The 17,487-nt window shown below is 70.5% G+C and carries 15 protein-coding genes, 3 tRNA genes, 1 other RNA gene and 1 riboswitch; of the genes, 16 read left to right on the forward strand and 3 right to left on the reverse strand.

Annotated features, from left to right (window positions below):
* Nucleotides 1-41 precede the first annotated feature (41 nt).
* Nucleotides 42-163: riboswitch (SAM riboswitch) on the forward strand.
* A 407-nt stretch (nucleotides 164-570) separates the two neighbouring features.
* Together M9914_08895 and M9914_08900 are read left to right on the forward strand one after the other, a co-directional pair.
* Nucleotides 571-1,899 (forward strand): aminotransferase class V-fold PLP-dependent enzyme, encoded by a 1,329-nt coding sequence (locus tag M9914_08895; GenBank protein MCO5174297.1) that lies wholly within the window; start codon nucleotides 571-573, stop codon nucleotides 1,897-1,899.
* 25 nt (nucleotides 1,900-1,924) lie between these two features.
* Nucleotides 1,925-3,118, forward strand: a complete 1,194-nt coding sequence (locus tag M9914_08900) for a homoserine O-acetyltransferase (protein ID MCO5174298.1) — start codon at nucleotides 1,925-1,927, stop codon at nucleotides 3,116-3,118.
* A 45-nt stretch (nucleotides 3,119-3,163) separates the two neighbouring features.
* On the opposite strand, the gene M9914_08905 is transcribed toward M9914_08900, so the two are convergent.
* On the reverse strand, nucleotides 3,164-4,708 hold the full coding sequence (locus M9914_08905; GenBank protein ID MCO5174299.1) for an ABC transporter ATP-binding protein: 1,545 nt from the start codon (nucleotides 4,706-4,708) through the stop codon (nucleotides 3,164-3,166).
* A gap of 136 nt (nucleotides 4,709-4,844) precedes the next feature.
* On the opposite strand from M9914_08905, the gene M9914_08910 reads away from it, so the two are divergent.
* The 3 genes from M9914_08910 to ssrA all read left to right on the forward strand — a co-directional run bounded on the left by M9914_08910 (nucleotide 4,845) and on the right by ssrA (nucleotide 5,868).
* Nucleotides 4,845-5,135 carry a DUF1778 domain-containing protein gene (locus tag M9914_08910; GenBank protein MCO5174300.1) on the forward strand — a complete coding sequence of 97 codons (291 nt, stop codon included), beginning with the start codon at nucleotides 4,845-4,847 and terminating at the stop codon, nucleotides 5,133-5,135.
* Nucleotides 5,136-5,141: 6 nt separating this feature from the next.
* Nucleotides 5,142-5,420, forward strand: a complete 279-nt coding sequence (locus tag M9914_08915; GenBank protein ID MCO5174301.1) for a hypothetical protein — start codon at nucleotides 5,142-5,144, stop codon at nucleotides 5,418-5,420.
* A 91-nt stretch (nucleotides 5,421-5,511) separates the two neighbouring features.
* Nucleotides 5,512-5,868, forward strand: a transfer-messenger RNA (tmRNA) gene (ssrA, locus tag M9914_08920).
* 92 nt (nucleotides 5,869-5,960) lie between these two features.
* Here ssrA and M9914_08925 read toward each other — a convergent pair.
* Together M9914_08925 and M9914_08930 are read right to left on the reverse strand one after the other, a co-directional pair.
* Nucleotides 5,961-6,275, reverse strand: a complete 315-nt coding sequence (locus M9914_08925; GenBank protein ID MCO5174302.1) for a type II toxin-antitoxin system RelE/ParE family toxin — start codon at nucleotides 6,273-6,275, stop codon at nucleotides 5,961-5,963.
* Between the two features lie 52 nt (nucleotides 6,276-6,327).
* On the reverse strand, nucleotides 6,328-6,594 hold the full coding sequence (locus M9914_08930; protein ID MCO5174303.1) for a type II toxin-antitoxin system Phd/YefM family antitoxin: 267 nt from the start codon (nucleotides 6,592-6,594) through the stop codon (nucleotides 6,328-6,330).
* A gap of 98 nt (nucleotides 6,595-6,692) precedes the next feature.
* Between M9914_08930 and M9914_08935 the strand changes: the two genes are divergently transcribed.
* The 11 genes from M9914_08935 to M9914_08985 all read left to right on the forward strand — a co-directional run bounded on the left by M9914_08935 (nucleotide 6,693) and on the right by M9914_08985 (nucleotide 17,252).
* Nucleotides 6,693-7,790 carry an ABC transporter ATP-binding protein gene (locus tag M9914_08935; GenBank protein MCO5174304.1) on the forward strand — a complete coding sequence of 366 codons (1,098 nt, stop codon included), beginning with the start codon at nucleotides 6,693-6,695 and terminating at the stop codon, nucleotides 7,788-7,790.
* Between the two features lie 172 nt (nucleotides 7,791-7,962).
* Complete coding sequence (locus tag M9914_08940; GenBank protein ID MCO5174305.1) at nucleotides 7,963-10,020, forward strand: ATP-binding cassette domain-containing protein; 2,058 nt, start codon at nucleotides 7,963-7,965, stop codon at nucleotides 10,018-10,020.
* A 34-nt stretch (nucleotides 10,021-10,054) separates the two neighbouring features.
* The gene (locus M9914_08945; GenBank protein ID MCO5174306.1) at nucleotides 10,055-10,834 is read left to right on the forward strand and encodes a fumarylacetoacetate hydrolase family protein; all 780 of its coding nucleotides are present in this window, start codon (nucleotides 10,055-10,057) and stop codon (nucleotides 10,832-10,834) included.
* On the forward strand, nucleotides 10,831-11,862 hold the full coding sequence (locus M9914_08950; protein MCO5174307.1) for an MBL fold metallo-hydrolase: 1,032 nt from the start codon (nucleotides 10,831-10,833) through the stop codon (nucleotides 11,860-11,862). Before M9914_08945 ends, M9914_08950 begins: the two co-directional genes overlap by 4 nt.
* Nucleotides 11,859-12,581, forward strand: a complete 723-nt coding sequence (gene purN, locus M9914_08955) for a phosphoribosylglycinamide formyltransferase (GenBank protein ID MCO5174308.1) — start codon at nucleotides 11,859-11,861, stop codon at nucleotides 12,579-12,581. Before M9914_08950 ends, purN begins: the two co-directional genes overlap by 4 nt.
* Entirely contained in the window at nucleotides 12,578-13,801 is a 1,224-nt protein-coding gene (gene purD / locus M9914_08960; GenBank protein ID MCO5174309.1) for a phosphoribosylamine--glycine ligase, read from the forward strand. Before purN ends, purD begins: the two co-directional genes overlap by 4 nt.
* Nucleotides 13,802-13,937: 136 nt before the next feature.
* The gene (locus M9914_08965; protein MCO5174310.1) at nucleotides 13,938-14,690 is read left to right on the forward strand and encodes a hypothetical protein; all 753 of its coding nucleotides are present in this window, start codon (nucleotides 13,938-13,940) and stop codon (nucleotides 14,688-14,690) included.
* 13 nt (nucleotides 14,691-14,703) lie between these two features.
* Entirely contained in the window at nucleotides 14,704-16,635 is a 1,932-nt protein-coding gene (dxs, locus tag M9914_08970) for a 1-deoxy-D-xylulose-5-phosphate synthase (GenBank protein MCO5174311.1), read from the forward strand.
* A 241-nt stretch (nucleotides 16,636-16,876) separates the two neighbouring features.
* Nucleotides 16,877-16,952, forward strand: a tRNA-Asp gene (locus M9914_08975).
* Between the two features lie 70 nt (nucleotides 16,953-17,022).
* Nucleotides 17,023-17,098 (forward strand) — tRNA-Phe (locus M9914_08980).
* 79 nt (nucleotides 17,099-17,177) lie between these two features.
* Nucleotides 17,178-17,252, forward strand: a tRNA-Thr gene (locus tag M9914_08985).
* The last annotated feature ends 235 nt before the right edge of the window (nucleotides 17,253-17,487 follow it).

Consider the following 17,487-nt stretch of genomic DNA (forward strand, 5'->3'; position numbering starts at 1 on the left):
GCGCCGACGGTCGAGCCGCCCTGCGCGTGTGCGCACCGACGGCCTTATCCAGAGCGGCCGAGGGACCTGGCCCTAAGACGCCGCAGCAACCAGCCTTCATTCAGGCGGGTGCTAACTCCAGCCGGGGCGCAGCCACGATGGTGAGCCACCGGGAAGATAACGGTTCCGTGGAGGAGGGCTGGCATGCTTCTAGACGACAGACATGGTTGCGTTCACGCCAGGCCCGGCCTGCTAGCCGCCGCGCCCCTCGGCAGACGTTCCCGGAAGTCGAACGCCCGCTGGCCCGGCTCGAGTGGCGCGCCGCCGTGCCACGGCCGGCGAATGCCCCTCGCGGCGTAGGCCGCAGCACGCCCTGGCCGCCGTTACGGTGGCATGAGGCCTGATGCCACGGGGCGTGAATTTCACATTCGCACTAGCCATTTGCTAGTGCCATATCGCACAAGCCGAACCCCTCAGTTGGACGCACCGACCACGAGCCGGCGTCGCGGCTGAAGCGACCACGACCCACGCCCTTGCCGAGCAAGCGCGACAGCGGCCACCGCAGCCGCCTTCCTTAGGAGAGCTCTAGACATGCCTTACCGTTTCGAGACACTGCAGGTCCACGCCGGCCAGGAGAACGTCGAAGCCACCACCAAGTCCAGGGCCGTGCCCATCTACCAGACGGTGTCCTACAACTTCGACAGCGCCGAGCACGCCGGCCGCCTCTTCCGCCTGCAGGAGTTCGGCAACATCTACTCCCGCATCATGAACCCCACCAACGACGTGCTGGAGAGGCGCATCGCGGCGCTCGAGGGCGGCCTCGCCGCCGTCGCGACGGCCAGCGGTCACGCCGCCGAGTTCCTCACGTTCACCACGCTGGCCGAGGCCGGCGACAACATCGTCTCGTCGCCCAACATCTACGGCGGGTCGCACAACATGCTCGGGATCACGCTGCCGCGCCTCGGCATCGAGGGGCGGTTCGTGGGTGGCGAGGACGACCCGGCCGAGTACGAGCGCCTCATCGACGACAAGACGAAGGCCGTCTACCTGGAGTCCATCCCGAACCCGAGCCTGCGCATCCCGGACATCGAGGCCATCGCCAGGATCGCTCACGCCCGGGGCGTCGCGGTGGTCGTCGACAACACGGGCGGCGCCGGCGGCTACCTCTTCCGGCCCGGCGAGCTGGGCGCGGACATCGTGATCCACTCCGCCACCAAGTGGATCGGCGGGCACGGCACGGCGCTCGGCGGCGTCGCCGTCGACATGGGCACCTTCGACTGGGGCAACGGCCGCTACCCCGGCTTCTCCGAACCGTGCCCCAGCTACTCCGGCATCACCTTCTCCGAGGTGTTCGGCAAGGGCTCGCCGTTCGGCAACATCGCGTTCGCCATCCGGGCGCGCGTCGAGACGCTGCGCGACCAGGGCCAGGCGCTCGCCCCCCAGAACGCGTTCCTCCTCCTGCAGGGCCTAGAGACGCTGAGCCTGCGCGTCGACCGCCAGGTCGAGAACACTCGCAAGCTCGTCGAGTGGCTGGGCAGGCAGCCCGAGGTCGAGAGCGTCAGCTACCCGGAGCTGCCGAGCCACCCCAGCTACGCGCGTGCCAACTCGTGGTTCCCGAGGGGTGCGGGCGCCGTCTTCACGTTCGACATCAAGGGCGGCCTCAAGGCCGGCCAGGCCTTCATCGACAACGTGAAGCTCGCCTCGCGCCTCGTGAACCTCGGCGATGCCAAGACGTCAGTCACCCACCCCGCCAGCACCACGCACTCGCAGCTCGACGAAGCCGGGCTGATCGCCGCCGGAGTGCAGACCGGTCTCATCCGCGTCACGCCCGGCCTGGAGCACATCGATGACCTCATCGAGGACTTCGCTCAAGCGTTGGCGGCAGCCGGCGCCTTCCGAGCGGCCGCCGCGGCGGACTGAGGGCAGGCCACGCCCAGGCGCCCATATGAGTAGCGGCAGCCGCGTCCTCGTTCACGAGACCTGGGGTGACCACGCCGCCCTGCTCGCCCGGGCCAGTTCCGGGCCGCAGGGCAGCGTGGGCAGGGTGCGCCCGCAGCTCCTCGACGTCGCGACCCCGCATGCGCCCCTTGAGCTCCAGCGGGGCGGGCGCCTCGAGCGCGTCGCCGTGGCCTACGAGACCTACGGGGAGCTGAACTCGCAGGGCACGAACGCCGTCCTCATCGAACACGCCCTGACCGGTTCCGCCCACGCGGCCGGCGTGACGGACAGGGAAGACGTGCCGGGGTGGTGGGACCCGCTCATCGGGCCGGGCAAGGCGATCGACACGCGCCGCTTCTTCGTCGTGTGCAGCAACGTGCTCGGGGGCTGCTACGGCACCACCGGCCCGAGCAGCATCGACCCGGTCACCGGCCGCCCCTACGGCCCGGACTTCCCGCACTACACGGTCCGCGACATGGTCGCGGCCCAGCACCGCCTGCTCACCGCCCTCGGCGTCAAGAGCCTGCGCGCGGTCGTCGGCGGCAGCATGGGCGGCATGCAGGTCCTCGAGTGGGCCGTGACGCACCCCGAGATGGTCAGGGCCATCGCCCCCATCGCCATCGGCGCCCGCCACTCGGCCTGGGCGATCGGTCTCAACGAGGTCGCCCGGCGCGCCATCACCGCCGACCCGGCTTGGCAGGGCGGTCGCTACCCCCTTGAGCATCAGCCGGAGACGGGTCTTGGGCTCGCAAGGGCGATCGCCATGCTCACGTACCGCTCCTACGACTCGCTCGAGCAGAAGTTCGGCCGCGAGCGCGTCGGCGTCGGAGAGGAGGCCTCGGCCGACCGCGCCCTCGACGCCTCGTTCCAGATCGCCTCGTACCTCGAGTATCAGGGCGTGAAGCTCGTGAAGCGCTTCGACGCGAACACCTACCTGAGCCTCACGCGCGCCATGGACGACTACGACCTCTCCGAGGGGCGCGGCAGCCTCAACAAGGTGTTGGCCGGCATCGCGATGCCCGCGCTCGTCATGGGCATCGACTCCGACGTGCTCTACCCGGAGGCGGAGGCCAAGGCGCTCGTGGAGCGCATGCCGAACGCGCGCTACGTGACGTTGTCCTCACCGCACGGGCACGACGCGTTCCTGATCGAGTACCCCCAGGTGGCCGCCCAGCTCCGCAGGTTCCTCGCGGGCGACTAGGCCGGACCGACGACCTCGTCGGCGCGCGGTCGAGTCGCCGACCCGCTAGGCGGGCGCCGCCTCGGCGGTGGAGCCCGCCATCATGAGGCCGAGCTTCTCCGGGGTCGCCTCGTCCTGGCTCAGCTCGCCCATCACGCGGCCCTCGTACATGACGATTATGCGATCGGACAGGCTCATGATCTCGTTCAGGTCGGCGGAGACGAGCAGGACCGGCAGACCGGCGTCGCGCGCCTCCACGATCTGCTGGTGGATGAACTCGATGGCCCCGATGTCGACGCCGCGCGTCGGCTGCGCGAGGATCAGCACGCTCGGCTCGCGCTCCAGCTCCCGCGCCACGATGAGCTTCTGGGCGTTGCCGCCCGAGTAGCTGCTCACGGTGATGTTGGGGTCCGTCGGGCGCACGTCGTAGTCCTTGATGAGCCGCCTGGCGTGCCCCTCGATGGCGTCGTCTTGCAGCAGGCCCGCCCTGCTCGCGTAAGGCGCGCGGTAGTGGTCGCCGAGGATCGAGTTCAACGAGGCCGAGAACGCAGTGACGAGGCCCCTGCCGTTGCGGTCCTCCGGCACGTGGCTGAGCCCGAACTGATGGCGCTCGCGCGCGTCGTCCCGCGTGAGGTCGCGCATGCCGCCACCCTTGCCCTCGGCGAGCACCGCGCCGGAGTCCGCCTTGCGCAGGCCGGTGATGACCTCGACGAGCTCCGACTGGCCGTTACCCTCCACGCCGGCGACACCCAGTATCTCGCCACGCCGCAGGGAGAAGCCGACGCCGTCCAGCACGTTGCGCGGCTTGACCGGATGCTTGAGTACGAGGTCGCGGACCTCGAGGGCCACCGCGCCCGGCGTGGCGGGGCGCTTCTTGACCCGCAGGAGCACGTCGCGCCCGACCATCATGTTGGCGAGCCGGCGCTGGTCCGTGTCGGCGCGGTTCACGGTGCCGATCATGCGGCCGTCGCGCATGACGCTCATCCGGTCGCAGATCTCCATGACCTCGTCGAGCTTGTGGCTGATGAACACGGCCGCGTTCCCCTTGGCGGCGAACTCGCGCAGGAAGCGGAAGAGGCCGCGCGTCTCCTGCGGCGTGAGGACGGCGGTGGGCTCGTCGAGGATCAGGATGCGCGCCTCGCGGTACAGGGCCTTCAGGATCTCGACCTGCTGCTGCAGGCCGACGGGCAGGTCCTCGATGCGCGTGTCGGGCGCGAGGTCGAAACCGAACTCGGCGATGAGCTCCTCCGTGCGACGCACGGCCGCCCGGCGATCGAGCATCGGCCCGATGCGGGGCTCGGAGCCGAGCACCAGGTTCTCCGCCACCGTGAGGGGCTCGACGAGCATGAAGTGCTGGTGCACCATGCCGATGCCGAGGTCGATGGCGTCACGGGCGTTGTGGATGATCACCTGCTCGCCGTTCACCTCGATGGTGCCGGAGTCGGGCGGCTGCATGCCGTAGAGGATCTTCATGAGGGTGCTCTTGCCGGCACCGTTCTCGCCGATGAGCGCGTGTACCTCGTCCCACTCCAACTCGAAGTCGACGGCGTCGTTCGCCTTGACGAGCGGGAACTGCTTGGAGATGCCGAGCATCCTCACTGCTTTGGGCATGAGGACAGTATAGGGGCCGCTTGCGGTCTGGACGGTCGGGCTTGCGAGAGCGGACGCGCTTTGACGATGTGAGCCAGACTGGCGTACATTGAGCGTGTCGCAGTCGAAGGTGACCGCGTGCGAGGAGGGGGGCCCCATGGCTTTCGACACGCCTCGGGACAACAGGTCCGAGCGCATCCAGGCTCGCGCGACGAAGCACGCCAAGGAGAAGCTGGAGCGCGCGGCGGCCGTACGGGGCGTCAGCCTCAGCGACTTCCTGATCTCGACCGCTCTGGAGCAGGCGGACAAGACCCGGCGGGCGCACGAGCAGGTCGAGTTGAGTGCGCGAGACGGTTTGGCGTTCACAGCGGCGCTGCTCGATCCGCCGGAGCCGAACGAGGCCCTGCGTGCCGCGAGGAGTCGCTACTACGCCGAGGTGGAACGCTAGCGCCGTATGCCACGTGCCCGGCCCCGTTTCAGGGTGGCGCTCCTCGATACGAACGTTCACGATCGGGCGGCGTTCTCCTGTGGCGAGGCGTCGCTCGACGCGTACCTGAAGAGGCAGGCCGGACAGGACCTGAAACGCCGCCTCGCGATCACGTACGTGCTCCTGCCGCATGACGATGACGATCCGGCGGTCGCGTTCTACCGGAGGTACGGGTTCCTACCGTTCGCGGACGACCCTCGGCGCCTTTACCTACCCATGGCGAGCATCCGAGCTTTGTTCGGTTAGCTTCAGCCACGCAGCGCGCGCGACGGGCGTGGTGCTCCCGGTCTGCTACAATCCCGTCAAGCGCGAGCGTAGCGCGCTTTGCTTACCGCCCGGGGGCGACACGGTTTCGACGGGGCTCGTCCAAGGGTGAGGTTGCGCGTCGCGGAGGCAGCTGGCCGCGTCAACAAGCTGCCACGCCATTAACTGGCAACAATAACTACGCTCTGGCTGCTTAATCGCAGTTAGCGTTCCCCGGAAGCCCCGCCCATGGCTCGCCGGACCGAACGTCCTGAAGTGGGCTGGCCCTAGGGTTCGGACGTTGGCCCGAAGGCGAGACTTATGACGTCTAAGCGCTGAGCAGCGCCGGCCGAAGAGCCAGCCCAGCGCCGACAACCGATCCTCGGCTACACGCGTAGACGCCCACCTGAGGGGGTTCCGGACGCGGGTTCGACTCCCGCCGCCTCCACCAGACAGCGAAGCCCGCGGCCCGACACGAGGCCGCGGGCTTCGCCATGGGCCGCGCGTCCGGCATGGCCGGTGCGCGAGGGCCCGGGCCTCCCCTCAACCGTCCAGCAGCCGCCGTTCGAGCAGCGCCTGGAACGAGCGTCGCACGGGCGCCAGCAGGACGACCAGCACCCGCTCCGCGCTCGGCCTGAAGACGACGCGCAGCCCCTCGTCCGTCACGACTTGGCGCTCGGCGCGCCGGCCCAGTTGCCGGAGCTCCGGCACCGTCTCCTCGCGCGTGGTGCCCTCCGCCAACGTCCGCATGACGACCTCTATTCGGTCCAGTATTCGGGTCGCCTCGGTCGCGCCTCCGCGGGCGTAGGCTGCCGCGTACCACTCGTCGAGGTCGCGGGCCGCGCCGTCGGTGAGCATCACGGGCCTCATCGTCCGACCCTCTCGAGAGCCGCCTGGAGCGTCGAGACCATCACCCGTCCAACCGGTAGGCGGCGATGGCGTCGGCCGCCGACTCGAGCATCCCTTCCTCGGCCTGCCTGTCCGCCAACGACAGCAGCTTGAGGAGGGCGGCGGTCTCATGGAGCTGGTCGTAGCTCGCGATGTCGAGGATAACGGCCTTCGCCTCGCCGTTCTGCGTGATGACAAGCGGCTCCTGGTCGTCGACGAGCTCGCGCAGCAGCTCCGCCGCGTGAGCCTTGAGGTAGCTGATGGAGCGAACACGATCCGTTAGGCGCATGGTACGAATCTAGACCGTATTCGGGTCCAAGCGCAACCTTCGCCGCGCGGACGGATGCTACGCTCGCCGCAAGAACGACCATACGTTGGGAGGGCCACATGGCCGAGGTAGTCCTGGAGCACGTCTACAAGAGGTTCGGCAACGTCACCGCCGTCTCGGACTTCAACCTGCACATCGCGGACGAGGAGTTCATGGTCTTCGTCGGGCCGTCCGGTTGCGGCAAGACGACCACCCTGCGCATGATCGCGGGCCTGGAGGAGATCTCCGAGGGCACGTGTCGCATCGGCGACCGCATCGTCAACGACGTCCCGCCCAAGGACCGCGACATCGCCATGGTGTTCCAGAACTACGCCCTGTACCCGCACATGAACGTGTACCAGAACATGTCGTTCGGCCTGCGGCTCAGGCACACCCCCAAGCCCGAGATCGACAAGCGCGTCAGGGAGGCCGCGGGCATCCTGCAGATCGAGCACCTCCTCGAGCGCCGGCCCCGCGAGCTCTCCGGCGGCCAGCGCCAGCGCGTGGCCCTCGGCCGCGCCATCGTGCGCGAGCCCAAGGTCTTCCTCATGGACGAGCCGCTCTCGAACCTCGACGCCAAGCTGCGCGTCGAGATGCGCGCCAGCATCACGAAGCTCCACCAGCGCCTCGGCGTCACGACCGTGTACGTCACCCACGACCAGGTGGAGGCCATGACGATGGGCACGCGCATCGTCGTCATGAAGGACGGCTACATCCAGCAGGTCGACAGCCCCATCCACCTGTACGACCGCCCCGTCAACAAGTTCGTCGCCGGGTTCATCGGCTCGCCGGCCATGAACTTCATGGTCGGCACCGTCCAGGACGGCCGCCTCAAGAGCCCGCAGTTCGACCTCAAGCCCAACGGCGAGCTCGCCGCCAAGCTGGCCCCGTACAACGGCAAGAAGGTCTACGTCGGGATCCGGCCCGAGGCCATCGACCTCAAGGGCTTCACGGACATCCCCGAGGGCGACAACATCATCCGCGCCACCGTCGACGTGGTCGAGCCCCTTGGCGCCGAGACCCACATCATCGCTTCAGTGGGCGGCGACCAGAGCGTCGTCGCACGCGTCGACGCCCACGCCAACGTCAAGCCCGGCGACTCGGTCGAGCTGCTCGCGCGCCTCGACTCGCTGCACGCCTTCGACATGGAGAACGAGAAGAACATCCGGTTCTCGTGAGCGCCGCGGCGGCGCGCTAGCGGGACCGACGGGTCGGCGCCTCCACGGGCCGGCCCGTCGCCGTGCGGCGGACCCACCGCGGCGCTTGGGCGAGGGCCCGGACCGGCCGTGTTCCGCCATCGGGGCGCGTCAGAGACTTAGCGGCCAGGAGCGGCAACGGTAGACTACCGTGATGCTCTTGGCCGCCCTTCATTCAGTCGACAAGGCGTACGGCGAGCAGGTCGTGCTCGATGCCGCCACGCTGGAGCTGAGGGACGGCGACCGCACGGCGCTCATCGGCCGCAACGGGGCCGGCAAGAGTACGCTGCTGCGCCTGCTCATGGCCGCCGAGGCGCCAGACGCCGGCGGCGTCTACCGGGCCGAGGGCACGGTCATCGCCATGTTGGAGCAGGACCCGCGCTTCGAGCCCGGAGAGACCGTCGTCGGCATCAGCGAGCGCGCGTTCGCGGAGCTGGACGAGCTGGAGAGGCGGCTCGAGGCCCTCGAGACCGCCGGCCTCGACGATCCCGAGCGCTACCACCGGTGGGAGGTCGTCCACGCGACCTTCGAGCGGCGGGGCGGCTACGCGCGCCGGGCGCGACGCGACGCCGTGCTCAGCGCACTAGGGTTCAAGGAGCGCCACCACGAGCTCGTCGCCAGCCTCTCCGGCGGCGAACGCACGCGGCTGGGCCTCGCGCGGCTGCTCATGGCCCAGCCCGACGTGCTGCTCCTCGACGAGCCGACCAACCACCTCGACATCGAGATGCGCGCCTGGCTCGAAGGCCACCTGGCGCGTTACCCGGGCGCGGCGCTCATCGTCTCGCACGACCGGGCGTTCCTCGACGGCGCCTGCGACCGCACGGCGGAGGTGAGCCGGGGCGAGCTCCGCGTCGGCGCCGGCAACCCGACCGCGTTCCGCGCGGCCAGGGCCGAGGCCGAGCGCATCCAGGCCCAGACGCGCGCCAACCAGGAGCGCGAGCTGGCGCGCCTCGACGCGGCCGCCGAGCAGATGAAGCGTTGGGCCGGCCAGAGCGAGAAGCTCCACCGGCGCGCCAAGGCCATGGAGCGCAGGGCCGACCGGTACGAGGTCGGGATGATCGACGAGGTGAGGGGCAAGGAGCGCACGACGCGCTTCACGTTCGACTGCGAGGCGAGCGCCTCGATCGTCATGACCGCAGAGCACCTGAGCAAGAGCTTCGGCGGGCGCAAGCTCCTGGACGACCTGACCCTCGAGGTGCGGCAGGGCGAGCGCATCGCGCTCGTCGGGCCCAACGGGGCGGGGAAGACCACCCTCCTGCGGCTGCTGCTCGGCGAGCACGCGTCCGACCACCCCCTCGGGGTCGTCCGCACGGGCGTGCGGGTGAGGGTGGGGTACTACGACCAGGGCCTGAAGGGGGTCGACGGCGACGCCACCCTCTTCGAGGAGCTCCTCAAGCGCATGGGCGACGCCGACGCCCACAACGCACTCGGGCGCTTCCTGTTCCCGTACGAGGCGCAGTTCAAGCGCGTCAACGACCTCTCGGGCGGCGAGCGGGCGCGCCTCGCGCTCCTCGACCTGACCCTGGCGCGCCGCAACCTGCTCGTCCTCGACGAGCCGACCAACCACCTGGACGTCGAGATGATAGAAGCGCTCGAGGCCGCGCTCGACGCGTACGAGGGCACGCTCATCCTCGTGTCGCACGACAGGCGCTTCCTCTCCAAGCTAGCCACACGCGTCTGGGAGGTAAGGGACGGGCGTTTCACCGACTACGCCGGCGACTGGCACTACTACGTGCGCAAGCGCGGGGAGGCGCACCCGGGCGCGATCGTCGCGTCCAGCGAGGGCGCGCGGGGCGGCACGCGCGGGGCAGGCTCGGGAGCCGTAGCCGACGACCGTGGGGAGGACGGCGCCGCCGCCGGCTACCGCCGCGGAGCCGGCGGCTGGCAGGCGCGCTCGCCGACCCCTTCCCGGTGGCAGTTGGAGAGGCGGCTGGCGGCGCTGGAGGGCGAGATCGCCGAGGTGGAGGAGCTGCTCGCGGACGTGACGCGCCTGCTCGGCTCGCCGATGACCCTCACGGCCTCCGACCTGGCGGCGCTCGGCGTCGGCGACTGGCGTACGGCCGGGCCTCCGCCGTCCACCGCGGAGCTCCTCGCCGCTCTGGGTGCCGAGCATGCCATCCTGGAAGCGCGGCTCCTCCAGCACATGGCGGAGTGGGAAGACACGACGGACATGCTGAGCGCCGCCGCCGCGACCGGCGGCAAGAGCGGCTAGCGAGAGCAGTCAGGTCTAGGAGGCGAGGACAAAGATGCAACGCGTTCGTTACCGGAGCTTCGACGGGGTCCATTGGGGCGAGCTCGAAGGCGGGATGATCCACCAGTTGACGCACATGCTCGGCTCGCCGAGCGGGCACCGCGTGCCGCTGAGCGACGTGTCGTTGCTGCCCCCGTGCGAGCCGAACGTCATCGTGTGCGTGGGCAGGAACTACGCCGATCACATCCGCGAGCTCGGCAACGACAAGGCCGGGCTGCCGACCGAGCCGGGGCTGTTCCTCAAGGGCCTGAACACCCTGAGCGGCGCTGGCGACGACGTGCCTTACCCGGCCTGGACCGACGACCTGCAGTACGAGGGCGAACTGGCCGTCGTCATCGCCAGGGAACTGCGCAACGTCGTGGTCGAGGAGGCGCTCGACCACGTCCTCGGCTACACGTGCGCCCTCGACGTGACGGCGCGCGACAAGCAACGCGCCGACCTCCAGTGGGTGAGGGCCAAGTCGGCCGACGGCTTCTGCCCGGTGGGGCCGTGGCTCGAGACGGACCTTGACCCCGCCGACCTGCGGATCACCACGCGCGTCAACGGCGAGGTCCGGCAGGACGGCAGGACGTCGGACATGATCTTCCCGGTCGCTCAGGTGCTGGCCTACATCAGTCGGTTCATGACGCTGCGCCCCGGTGACGTCGTGCTCACGGGCACGCCCGAGGGCGTCGGCAAGCTCAAGGTAGGGGACTCGGTCGAGGTGAGCGTGGAAGGCGTCGGCACGTTGACCAACCAGGTCGCGGCCGAGGTGCTCCCACCGCCGAGCGCATGACCCTGCCGCAGGGGCTGGACGCCGCGACCGGCAGGAAGGCCGTCGACAACGTGCCCGATGACGCGGTGCCACCCGACTACCCGCGGGTGCGCGACTTGGGCGGCGGCGTGCTGCAGATCGACACGGGCCACCTGGGCAACCCGGGCACCATCGCCGTGTTCGCCCTCCCACTCCCGAGCGGCGGCTTCGCGCTCGTCGAGAGCGGGCCGGGCAGCACCCGCGCCGCCGTCAGCGCCGGCCTGCACGAGGCGGGCTTGGGGCCTAGCGACCTACGCTACGTCCTGCTCACCCACATCCACCTCGACCACGCGGCGGCCGCCGGCGCCCTCCTCGAGGGCGCGGACGCGAAGCTCGTGGTGCACGAGGCCGGGGCGCCGCACATGATCGACCCGAGCCGCCTCATGGCGAGCGCTCTGCGCGTGTACGGCGACGCCCTCACCAAGCTCTGGGGCGTCATGCTCCCGGTGCCTTCGGAGCGCGTGCTGGCCGTCGCCGGGGGCGAGCGGCTCGACATCGGCGGCCTGAGCGTGCGCGTCATCGCGACGCCGGGCCACGCCTCCCACCACGTCAGCTACCTCCTGGACGACGGCACGCTCTTCACCGGCGACAGCGCCGGCGTGCGCCTCGGCGGGACCGACCTGCTGCGTCCGGCCCTGCCGCCGCCCGACCTCGACCTCGAGGCGTGGCGAGGCAGCGTCGAGCGCATGGTGGCGGCCGCGCCCGAGCGGCTCGTGCTCACCCACTTCGGGCAGGTGGACGGACGCCATGCGGCCGCGGCCCACCTACGGTCGGTCGTCGAGCGCAACCGGGAGTGGAGCGAGGCCGTCCTGACGGGCATGAACGCCGGCGAAGACGACGCCGCGCTCGTTGCCCGCGTGCAACGCCTCGAGGACGCGGAGCTGGCCGCGGCCGGCGTCCTGCCCGGCATCCGGCTCCGCTACAAGATCACGTCGGACGCCGCCATGACCGTGTCCGGCCTCAAGCGCTACTTCACCAAGCTGCACCCTGAGCGGCTGACGCTCGCATGAGCGCGGTCATGGAGGCGTCGTCGAACGATCCGGGGGCCGCGTCCCCGGGCCCCCTGCCTCGGTCGCTAGCCGTCCCCGAGCGGGCAGCCGCCGCGTCCGGCGCGCCCACTCGTTTCCCGCTCGGGCGCCCCGCACGCCTGGCCGTGTTCGCCTCGGGGCGCGGGACCAACCTCCAGTCGCTCCTGCACGCGTTCCCGGCCGGCCACGAGCTCGCCTCCGTCGTGCTGGTCGTCAGCAACCGGCCCGACGCCTTGGCGCTGGAACGCGCGCGCGCCGCGGGGGTGGAAGCCGTACACGCGCCCTGGCCGAACCGCGCCGCCTTCGAGGCAGCGGCGAACGGCCTGCTCGCCGACCGTGGGGTTGACCTCGTCTGCCTCGCGGGCTTCATGCGGCTGCTGTCGGCCGGCTTCACGGAGCGCTGGGCGGGACGGCTCGTGAACGTCCACCCGAGCCTGCTCCCCGCCTTCCCGGGGCTAGACGCCCACGGGCAGGCCATAGCGGCCGGCGTGAAGGAGTCCGGCTGCACCGTGCACCTTGTAGACGCTGGGGTGGACTCCGGTCCGGTGATACTGCAACGCAAGGTGCCCGTGTTGCCCGGCGACGATGCCGACACCCTGGCCGAGCGCGTCCTCGCCGCGGAGCACGAGGCGTACCCGGCGGCCCTCCGCCTGCTGCTCACTGGCGCCTGGCGTCATGACGATCGTGGAGAGAACGGATGAGGGTCGTAGTCGTAGGTAGCGGCGGCCGGGAGCACGCCTTGGATTGGGTGCTTCGCGCGGGCGGGGCAGACGTGGCGCTGGTGGGCGCAGACCCCGACGTGGAGGCCCTGGCCGAGCGCATCGCTGCGCGCGAGCCCAACCTGGTCGTCATCGGGCCGGAGGCTCCGCTCGTCGCCGGGCTCGCCGACGTGTTGCGCAGCAGGGGTCTCGACGTCTTCGGGCCGTCGCGCGAGGCGGCTGCGCTCGAGGGTTCCAAGGTGGTGGCCAAGGCGTTTATGTCGCGGTGGGGAGTGCCGACCGCATGGTACTCTACATTTGATAATGCTAACGACGCCCTTGCCTATCTCAGGACCGCTACCGCCCCCATCGTCGTGAAGGACTCGGGGTTGGCTGCCGGCAAGGGTGTCACCGTCGCCGGCACGCTGGAGGAGGCCGAGGCGGCCGTGCGCGCCGTGTTCTCGGGCGGTGCCGGCGCGGCCGACACGCGAAGCGGCGCGCGCCGCGAGGTCGTCGTCGAGGAGTGCCTGAGCGGTCGCGAGCTGACCCTCATGCTCCTCACGGACGGCGCCACGTACCGCCTGCTGCCCACCGCGCGCGACCACAAGCGCCTGCGCGACGGCGAGGCGGGCGAGATGACCGGCGGCATGGGCGTGGTGGCCCCCGTCGCGCTGGCCGACCCCGCGCTGCTCGCCACGATCGAGGAGACCGTCGTCAAGCCGGTCGTCGCGGGCCTCGCCGCCGAGGGGCTCTTCTACCGCGGCGTCCTGTACATCGGCCTGATGCTCACCCCGGACGGCCCGAAGGTCCTGGAGTTCAACGTCCGCTTCGGCGACCCGGAGGCGCAGGCCGTGCTCCCGCTGCTCGCCTCGAACGCGCCGGAGCTGTTCCGGGCGGTGGCCAGGGGAGAGCTGGCGACCATGAGCATCGCGTGGCGAGCCGCCCACGCCGCCTGCGTGGTCATGGCGGCGCCCGGCTACCCGGCCGCGCCCGTGGCGGGCGTGCCGGTGAGCGTGCCGCAAGACCTCGGGGAGGGCGTCATGGTGTTCGCCGGCGGCCTCGCGCCCGCTGGTGGGCCGGGCGAGTACGTCACGTCGGGCGGGCGGGCGCTGAACGTGGTCGGCCTCGGCGCCACCGCCGCCGAGGCGCGAGCGTCCGCCTACGCCGCCGTCGAGCGGATCTCCTTCCCGGGGGCGCAGTACCGCACGGACATCGGCGCGTGACTCCCATACGGCCGCCCCGCGCGCCGGGCGGTAGCTCGTCGCGTCCGCGCCTGCTTGTGACGCAACGCACTACCGATCCGCTTGTGCTAATGCGCACGAGCGCTCCGGCGGACCGACGGCACGGTAGACTCGCGTTATGCATAGCGCCCCCCGGCTCACGGCCAGCCCTGACGCGCCCAGGCCCGGTCGTCAACCCGTTCAGGTCGCCCGCGCCGCCACCCTCCTAGGGCTCGTGGCGCTCCTCCTCGCCGCCTGCGCGCCGAGCGGGGACGCCCCGCGCGTAGGCGTGGAGCAGCTCACGGAGCCCATCTCCTTCTACCCGAACCAGACGGGCGCGACTTGGGAGTACCTGCCCAACGGCGCCCGCCTCACGGACCCCCGCACCTCGGTGCAGATCGTCGGTCCGACGGTCGTCGACGGCGAGGTCTGGGTGGCCTGGCACGCGCGGGGCCGCGGCCTCGACGAGACGAGCTACCGCCAGGTCCGGGCGGACGGCGTGTGGCTCAAGCGCCAGGAACGCCTGGGCACGACCTACACGTTCGACCCACCGCTGAGGGAGTACCCCTCGCAGGCCGAGCTCCGCGTCGGCGGTCTCTGGACGGGCAAGACGACCGTCCACATCAGCGCAGACGCCGGCAAGCAGGACCTCACCCTAGCCGTCGACTACACCTACATGGTCGTCGACAAGCGCAAGGTGACGGTGCCGGCCGGCGAGCTGGAGGTGTACGTCATCGACTTCATCAGCCGCACCATCGACGAGAACGGCGCCGTCACCGAAGAGCTGACGCAACAGTCGTGGTTCTCGCCGTACCTCGGCGACGTGCGCCTACGGTCCAACCAAGTGCTGGTCGGCACGAACGTGTCCGCCCTGGCCCCTCAGGAGCCGTGAGCCGGAAGGCGCCATGAGTTCCGACCCCGCCAACACCCCCCCGGCCAAGCCTCCGCCCACCGGGCTCCTGGAGCGCGTCGACCAGCCGGAAGACCTGAAGCGACTCGAGCCCACCCAGTTGCCGGAGTTGGCCGAAGAGCTCCGCTCCGAGGTCATCCGCGTCTGCTCCGTCGCCGGGGGTCACCTGGCCTCGAGCCTCGGCGCCGTCGAGCTGACCGTCGCGCTGCACTACCTGTTCGACACGCGCCGCGACCGCGTCGTGTGGGACGTCGGCCATCAGACCTACGGCCACAAGATCCTGACGGGCAGGAAGGACCGGATCGAGACGATCCGCACGGGCGGCGGCCTCGCCGGCTTCACATCCATCGGCGAGTCCGAGCACGACGCCCTCACCGTCGGGCACGCCTCGACGAGCCTCGCGGCGGCGCTCGGCATGGCGCTCGCCCGCGACGCCCGCGGCGACGACTACGAGGTCGCCGCCGTCATCGGCGACGGCGCCCTGACGGGCGGCATGGCCCTCGCCGCGCTCAACCAGATCGGCCACCTCAAGCCGCGCATGCTCATCGTGCTCAACGACAACGAGATGTCGATCAGCGAGAACGTGGGCGCCATCAACCACTACATGCGCACGTTGCAGGTGCAGCCGTGGTTCCAGCGGGCGGAGGACCGCGCCAAGGCGGGCCTCACGCGCGTCTGGGAGCCGCTCGGCGACCTGAGCAGCCGCGCCAAGAAGGCCGCGCGCCGCTTCTTCGACCCCGCCAGCAACAACCCGTTCCACGCCATGGGCCTGCGCTACGTCGGGCCGATCGACGGGCACGACATCCCGCAGCTGCTCTACTACCTCGCCAAGATCCGCGAGCTGGACGGCCCGACGATGCTCCACATCGTCACCCGCAAGGGCAAGGGCTACGAGGTGGCCGAGTCCGACCCGATCACGTGGCACGGCGCCTCCACCTTCGACCCCAAGCACCCCGTCGCTAAGGGCAAGAGCCACACGTGGTCGAGCGCGTTCGGCGACGCGGCCGCCGCCATGGCGCAAGCCGACGACCGCGTGTGGGTCATCACCCCGGCCATGCGCGAGGGCAGCGGGCTCGTCGAGTACAGCAAGACGCACGCCGACCGCTACCTCGACGTCGGGATAGCCGAGGACGTCGCCGTCACCGTGGGCGCCGGGCTCGCGCTGCGCGGTGAGAAGCCGATCGTCGCCATCTACTCCACGTTCCTGCAACGGGCCTTCGACCAGGTCGTGCACGACGTGGCCCTCGACGAGCTGGACGTCATCTTCGCCATCGACCGTGCCGGCCTCGTCGGCGGCGACGGCGCCACGCACCAGGGCATCTACGACCTCGCCTACTTACGCACGGTGCCTCACGTCGGCATCGGCATGCCGCGCGATGCCACCGAGCTGCGTGGGATGCTGAAGGCCGCGCACCGCCTCGGCGGCCCCAAGGCCATCCGGTGGCCGAGGGGGAGCGTGGCGCCGGCTGCGGACACGCCCTTCGCTGAGTGGCCGGAGGTCCGGTGGGGGAGCTGGGAGGTCGTCAAGGACGGCACAGACGTGGTCGTGCTCGGCATCGGCCCCACCGTCGACTACGCCCTCGCGGCCGCGGCCGACGACCCCCGCGTTGCGGTCGTGAACGCCCGCTTCGTCAAGCCGCTCGACACGGAGCTCCTGCTGCGGCTGGTGCGCCCCGCGAAAGCCATCGTGACCGTCGAGGACCACACGGTGGTCGGCGGCCTGGGCAGCGCCGTCCTGGAGGCCCTCGCCGACGCCGGCGTGGCGACGCGGCTCGTGCGCCTCGGCGTCCAGGACACGACCGTGCCGCACGGCGATCCGGTGGCGCAGCACGAGGAGCTCGGGTACGGGCCGAAGGCGATCGGTCGGGCGCTGGCGAGGCTCGGCGTCGGTCCAGGCGCGAGGGATGGACGCGCCGCGGCCATATGACCGTCTAGACACGCGGCCTAGTACGAGGCGAAGTGGCGACCCCGGCAGCTCAGAGCCCACTAACGGTGGCGGGTGGCCTGGCAGAGCCCGTGCCGCTGAAGACACACCCGAACCGGAGCCGGGGGAGCAGGATGCGCCGGAAACGCGAGCGCGCGATTGACACGCCGCGAGCCCGCCAGGTATCCTTGCTTTCGCCTTGGTGGCCGGTAATACCGACGGGAACGGCAACCAGGCGCAGCGCGGAGCCGTAGTGTAGCGGTTAGCATATCTGCCTGTCACGCAGAAGGTCGCGGGTTCAAATCCCGTCGGCTCCGCCACCGACCGAAGGCCAGCCGGGCGAGCGCGTACTCGAATCTTGGGGCGCGCTCCCCGCTGCCGGAGGGGCAAGGCCAGGTAGCTCAGTCGGTAGAGCATGCGACTGAAAATCGCAGTGTCGGCAGTTCGATTCTGCCCCTGGCCACCACGGACCGCGGGCGCCGTCAACCCACTCACAGGCGAGCGGCGCTCCGCGCTTGAAGCGGCTGTGGTAGGGCCCCAGGCGCGCCAATGTAGCTCAGCGGTAGAGCAGCCGATTCGTAATCGGCAGGTCGTCGGTTCAAATCCGACCATTGGCTCCACGAGAAAGCCCGTTCAGGACGATGGTTCTGAACGGGCTTCTTCTTACCATGATCACTTCGGCGGCTCTGTACCCCCAGTTGTACCCACAAGTTCGTCGGAAGCTTGGAGCGAACCCGCTTCCCTCGTCAGTCCTGCTGCGTCTCGCGTGGGAACCGACGACTGGTGGTTCTATCTTCTGATCCCTCGGTACTCGGCCCCGGCGTGACCGCGGTCCGGTCGCTTATAGGCCATCCT

This window comes from Trueperaceae bacterium, from assembly GCA_023954415.1.
Classification (GTDB): domain Bacteria; phylum Deinococcota; class Deinococci; order Deinococcales; family Trueperaceae; genus JAAYYF01.

Bases quoted from the DNA above. Each gene is read 5' to 3' on its own strand.
- purN (MCO5174308.1), top strand. From the start codon at position 11,859: ATGAGCGCGGTCATGGAGGCGTCGTCGAACGATCCGGGGGCCGCGTCC.
- M9914_08910 (MCO5174300.1), top strand. From the start codon at position 4,845: ATGGCTTTCGACACGCCTCGGGACAACAGGTCCGAGCGCATCCAGGCT.
- M9914_08905 (MCO5174299.1), bottom strand. From the start codon at position 4,708: ATGCCCAAAGCAGTGAGGATGCTCGGCATCTCCAAGCAGTTCCCGCTC.
- M9914_08900 (MCO5174298.1), top strand. From the start codon at position 1,925: ATGAGTAGCGGCAGCCGCGTCCTCGTTCACGAGACCTGGGGTGACCAC.
- M9914_08915 (MCO5174301.1), top strand. From the start codon at position 5,142: ATGCCACGTGCCCGGCCCCGTTTCAGGGTGGCGCTCCTCGATACGAAC.
- M9914_08940 (MCO5174305.1), top strand. From the start codon at position 7,963: ATGCTCTTGGCCGCCCTTCATTCAGTCGACAAGGCGTACGGCGAGCAG.
- M9914_08945 (MCO5174306.1), top strand. From the start codon at position 10,055: ATGCAACGCGTTCGTTACCGGAGCTTCGACGGGGTCCATTGGGGCGAG.
- M9914_08935 (MCO5174304.1), top strand. From the start codon at position 6,693: ATGGCCGAGGTAGTCCTGGAGCACGTCTACAAGAGGTTCGGCAACGTC.
- M9914_08930 (MCO5174303.1), bottom strand. From the start codon at position 6,594: ATGCGCCTAACGGATCGTGTTCGCTCCATCAGCTACCTCAAGGCTCAC.
- M9914_08950 (MCO5174307.1), top strand. From the start codon at position 10,831: ATGACCCTGCCGCAGGGGCTGGACGCCGCGACCGGCAGGAAGGCCGTC.
- M9914_08925 (MCO5174302.1), bottom strand. From the start codon at position 6,275: ATGCTCACCGACGGCGCGGCCCGCGACCTCGACGAGTGGTACGCGGCA.
- purD (MCO5174309.1), top strand. From the start codon at position 12,578: ATGAGGGTCGTAGTCGTAGGTAGCGGCGGCCGGGAGCACGCCTTGGAT.
- M9914_08895 (MCO5174297.1), top strand. From the start codon at position 571: ATGCCTTACCGTTTCGAGACACTGCAGGTCCACGCCGGCCAGGAGAAC.
- M9914_08965 (MCO5174310.1), top strand. From the start codon at position 13,938: ATGCATAGCGCCCCCCGGCTCACGGCCAGCCCTGACGCGCCCAGGCCC.
- dxs (MCO5174311.1), top strand. From the start codon at position 14,704: ATGAGTTCCGACCCCGCCAACACCCCCCCGGCCAAGCCTCCGCCCACC.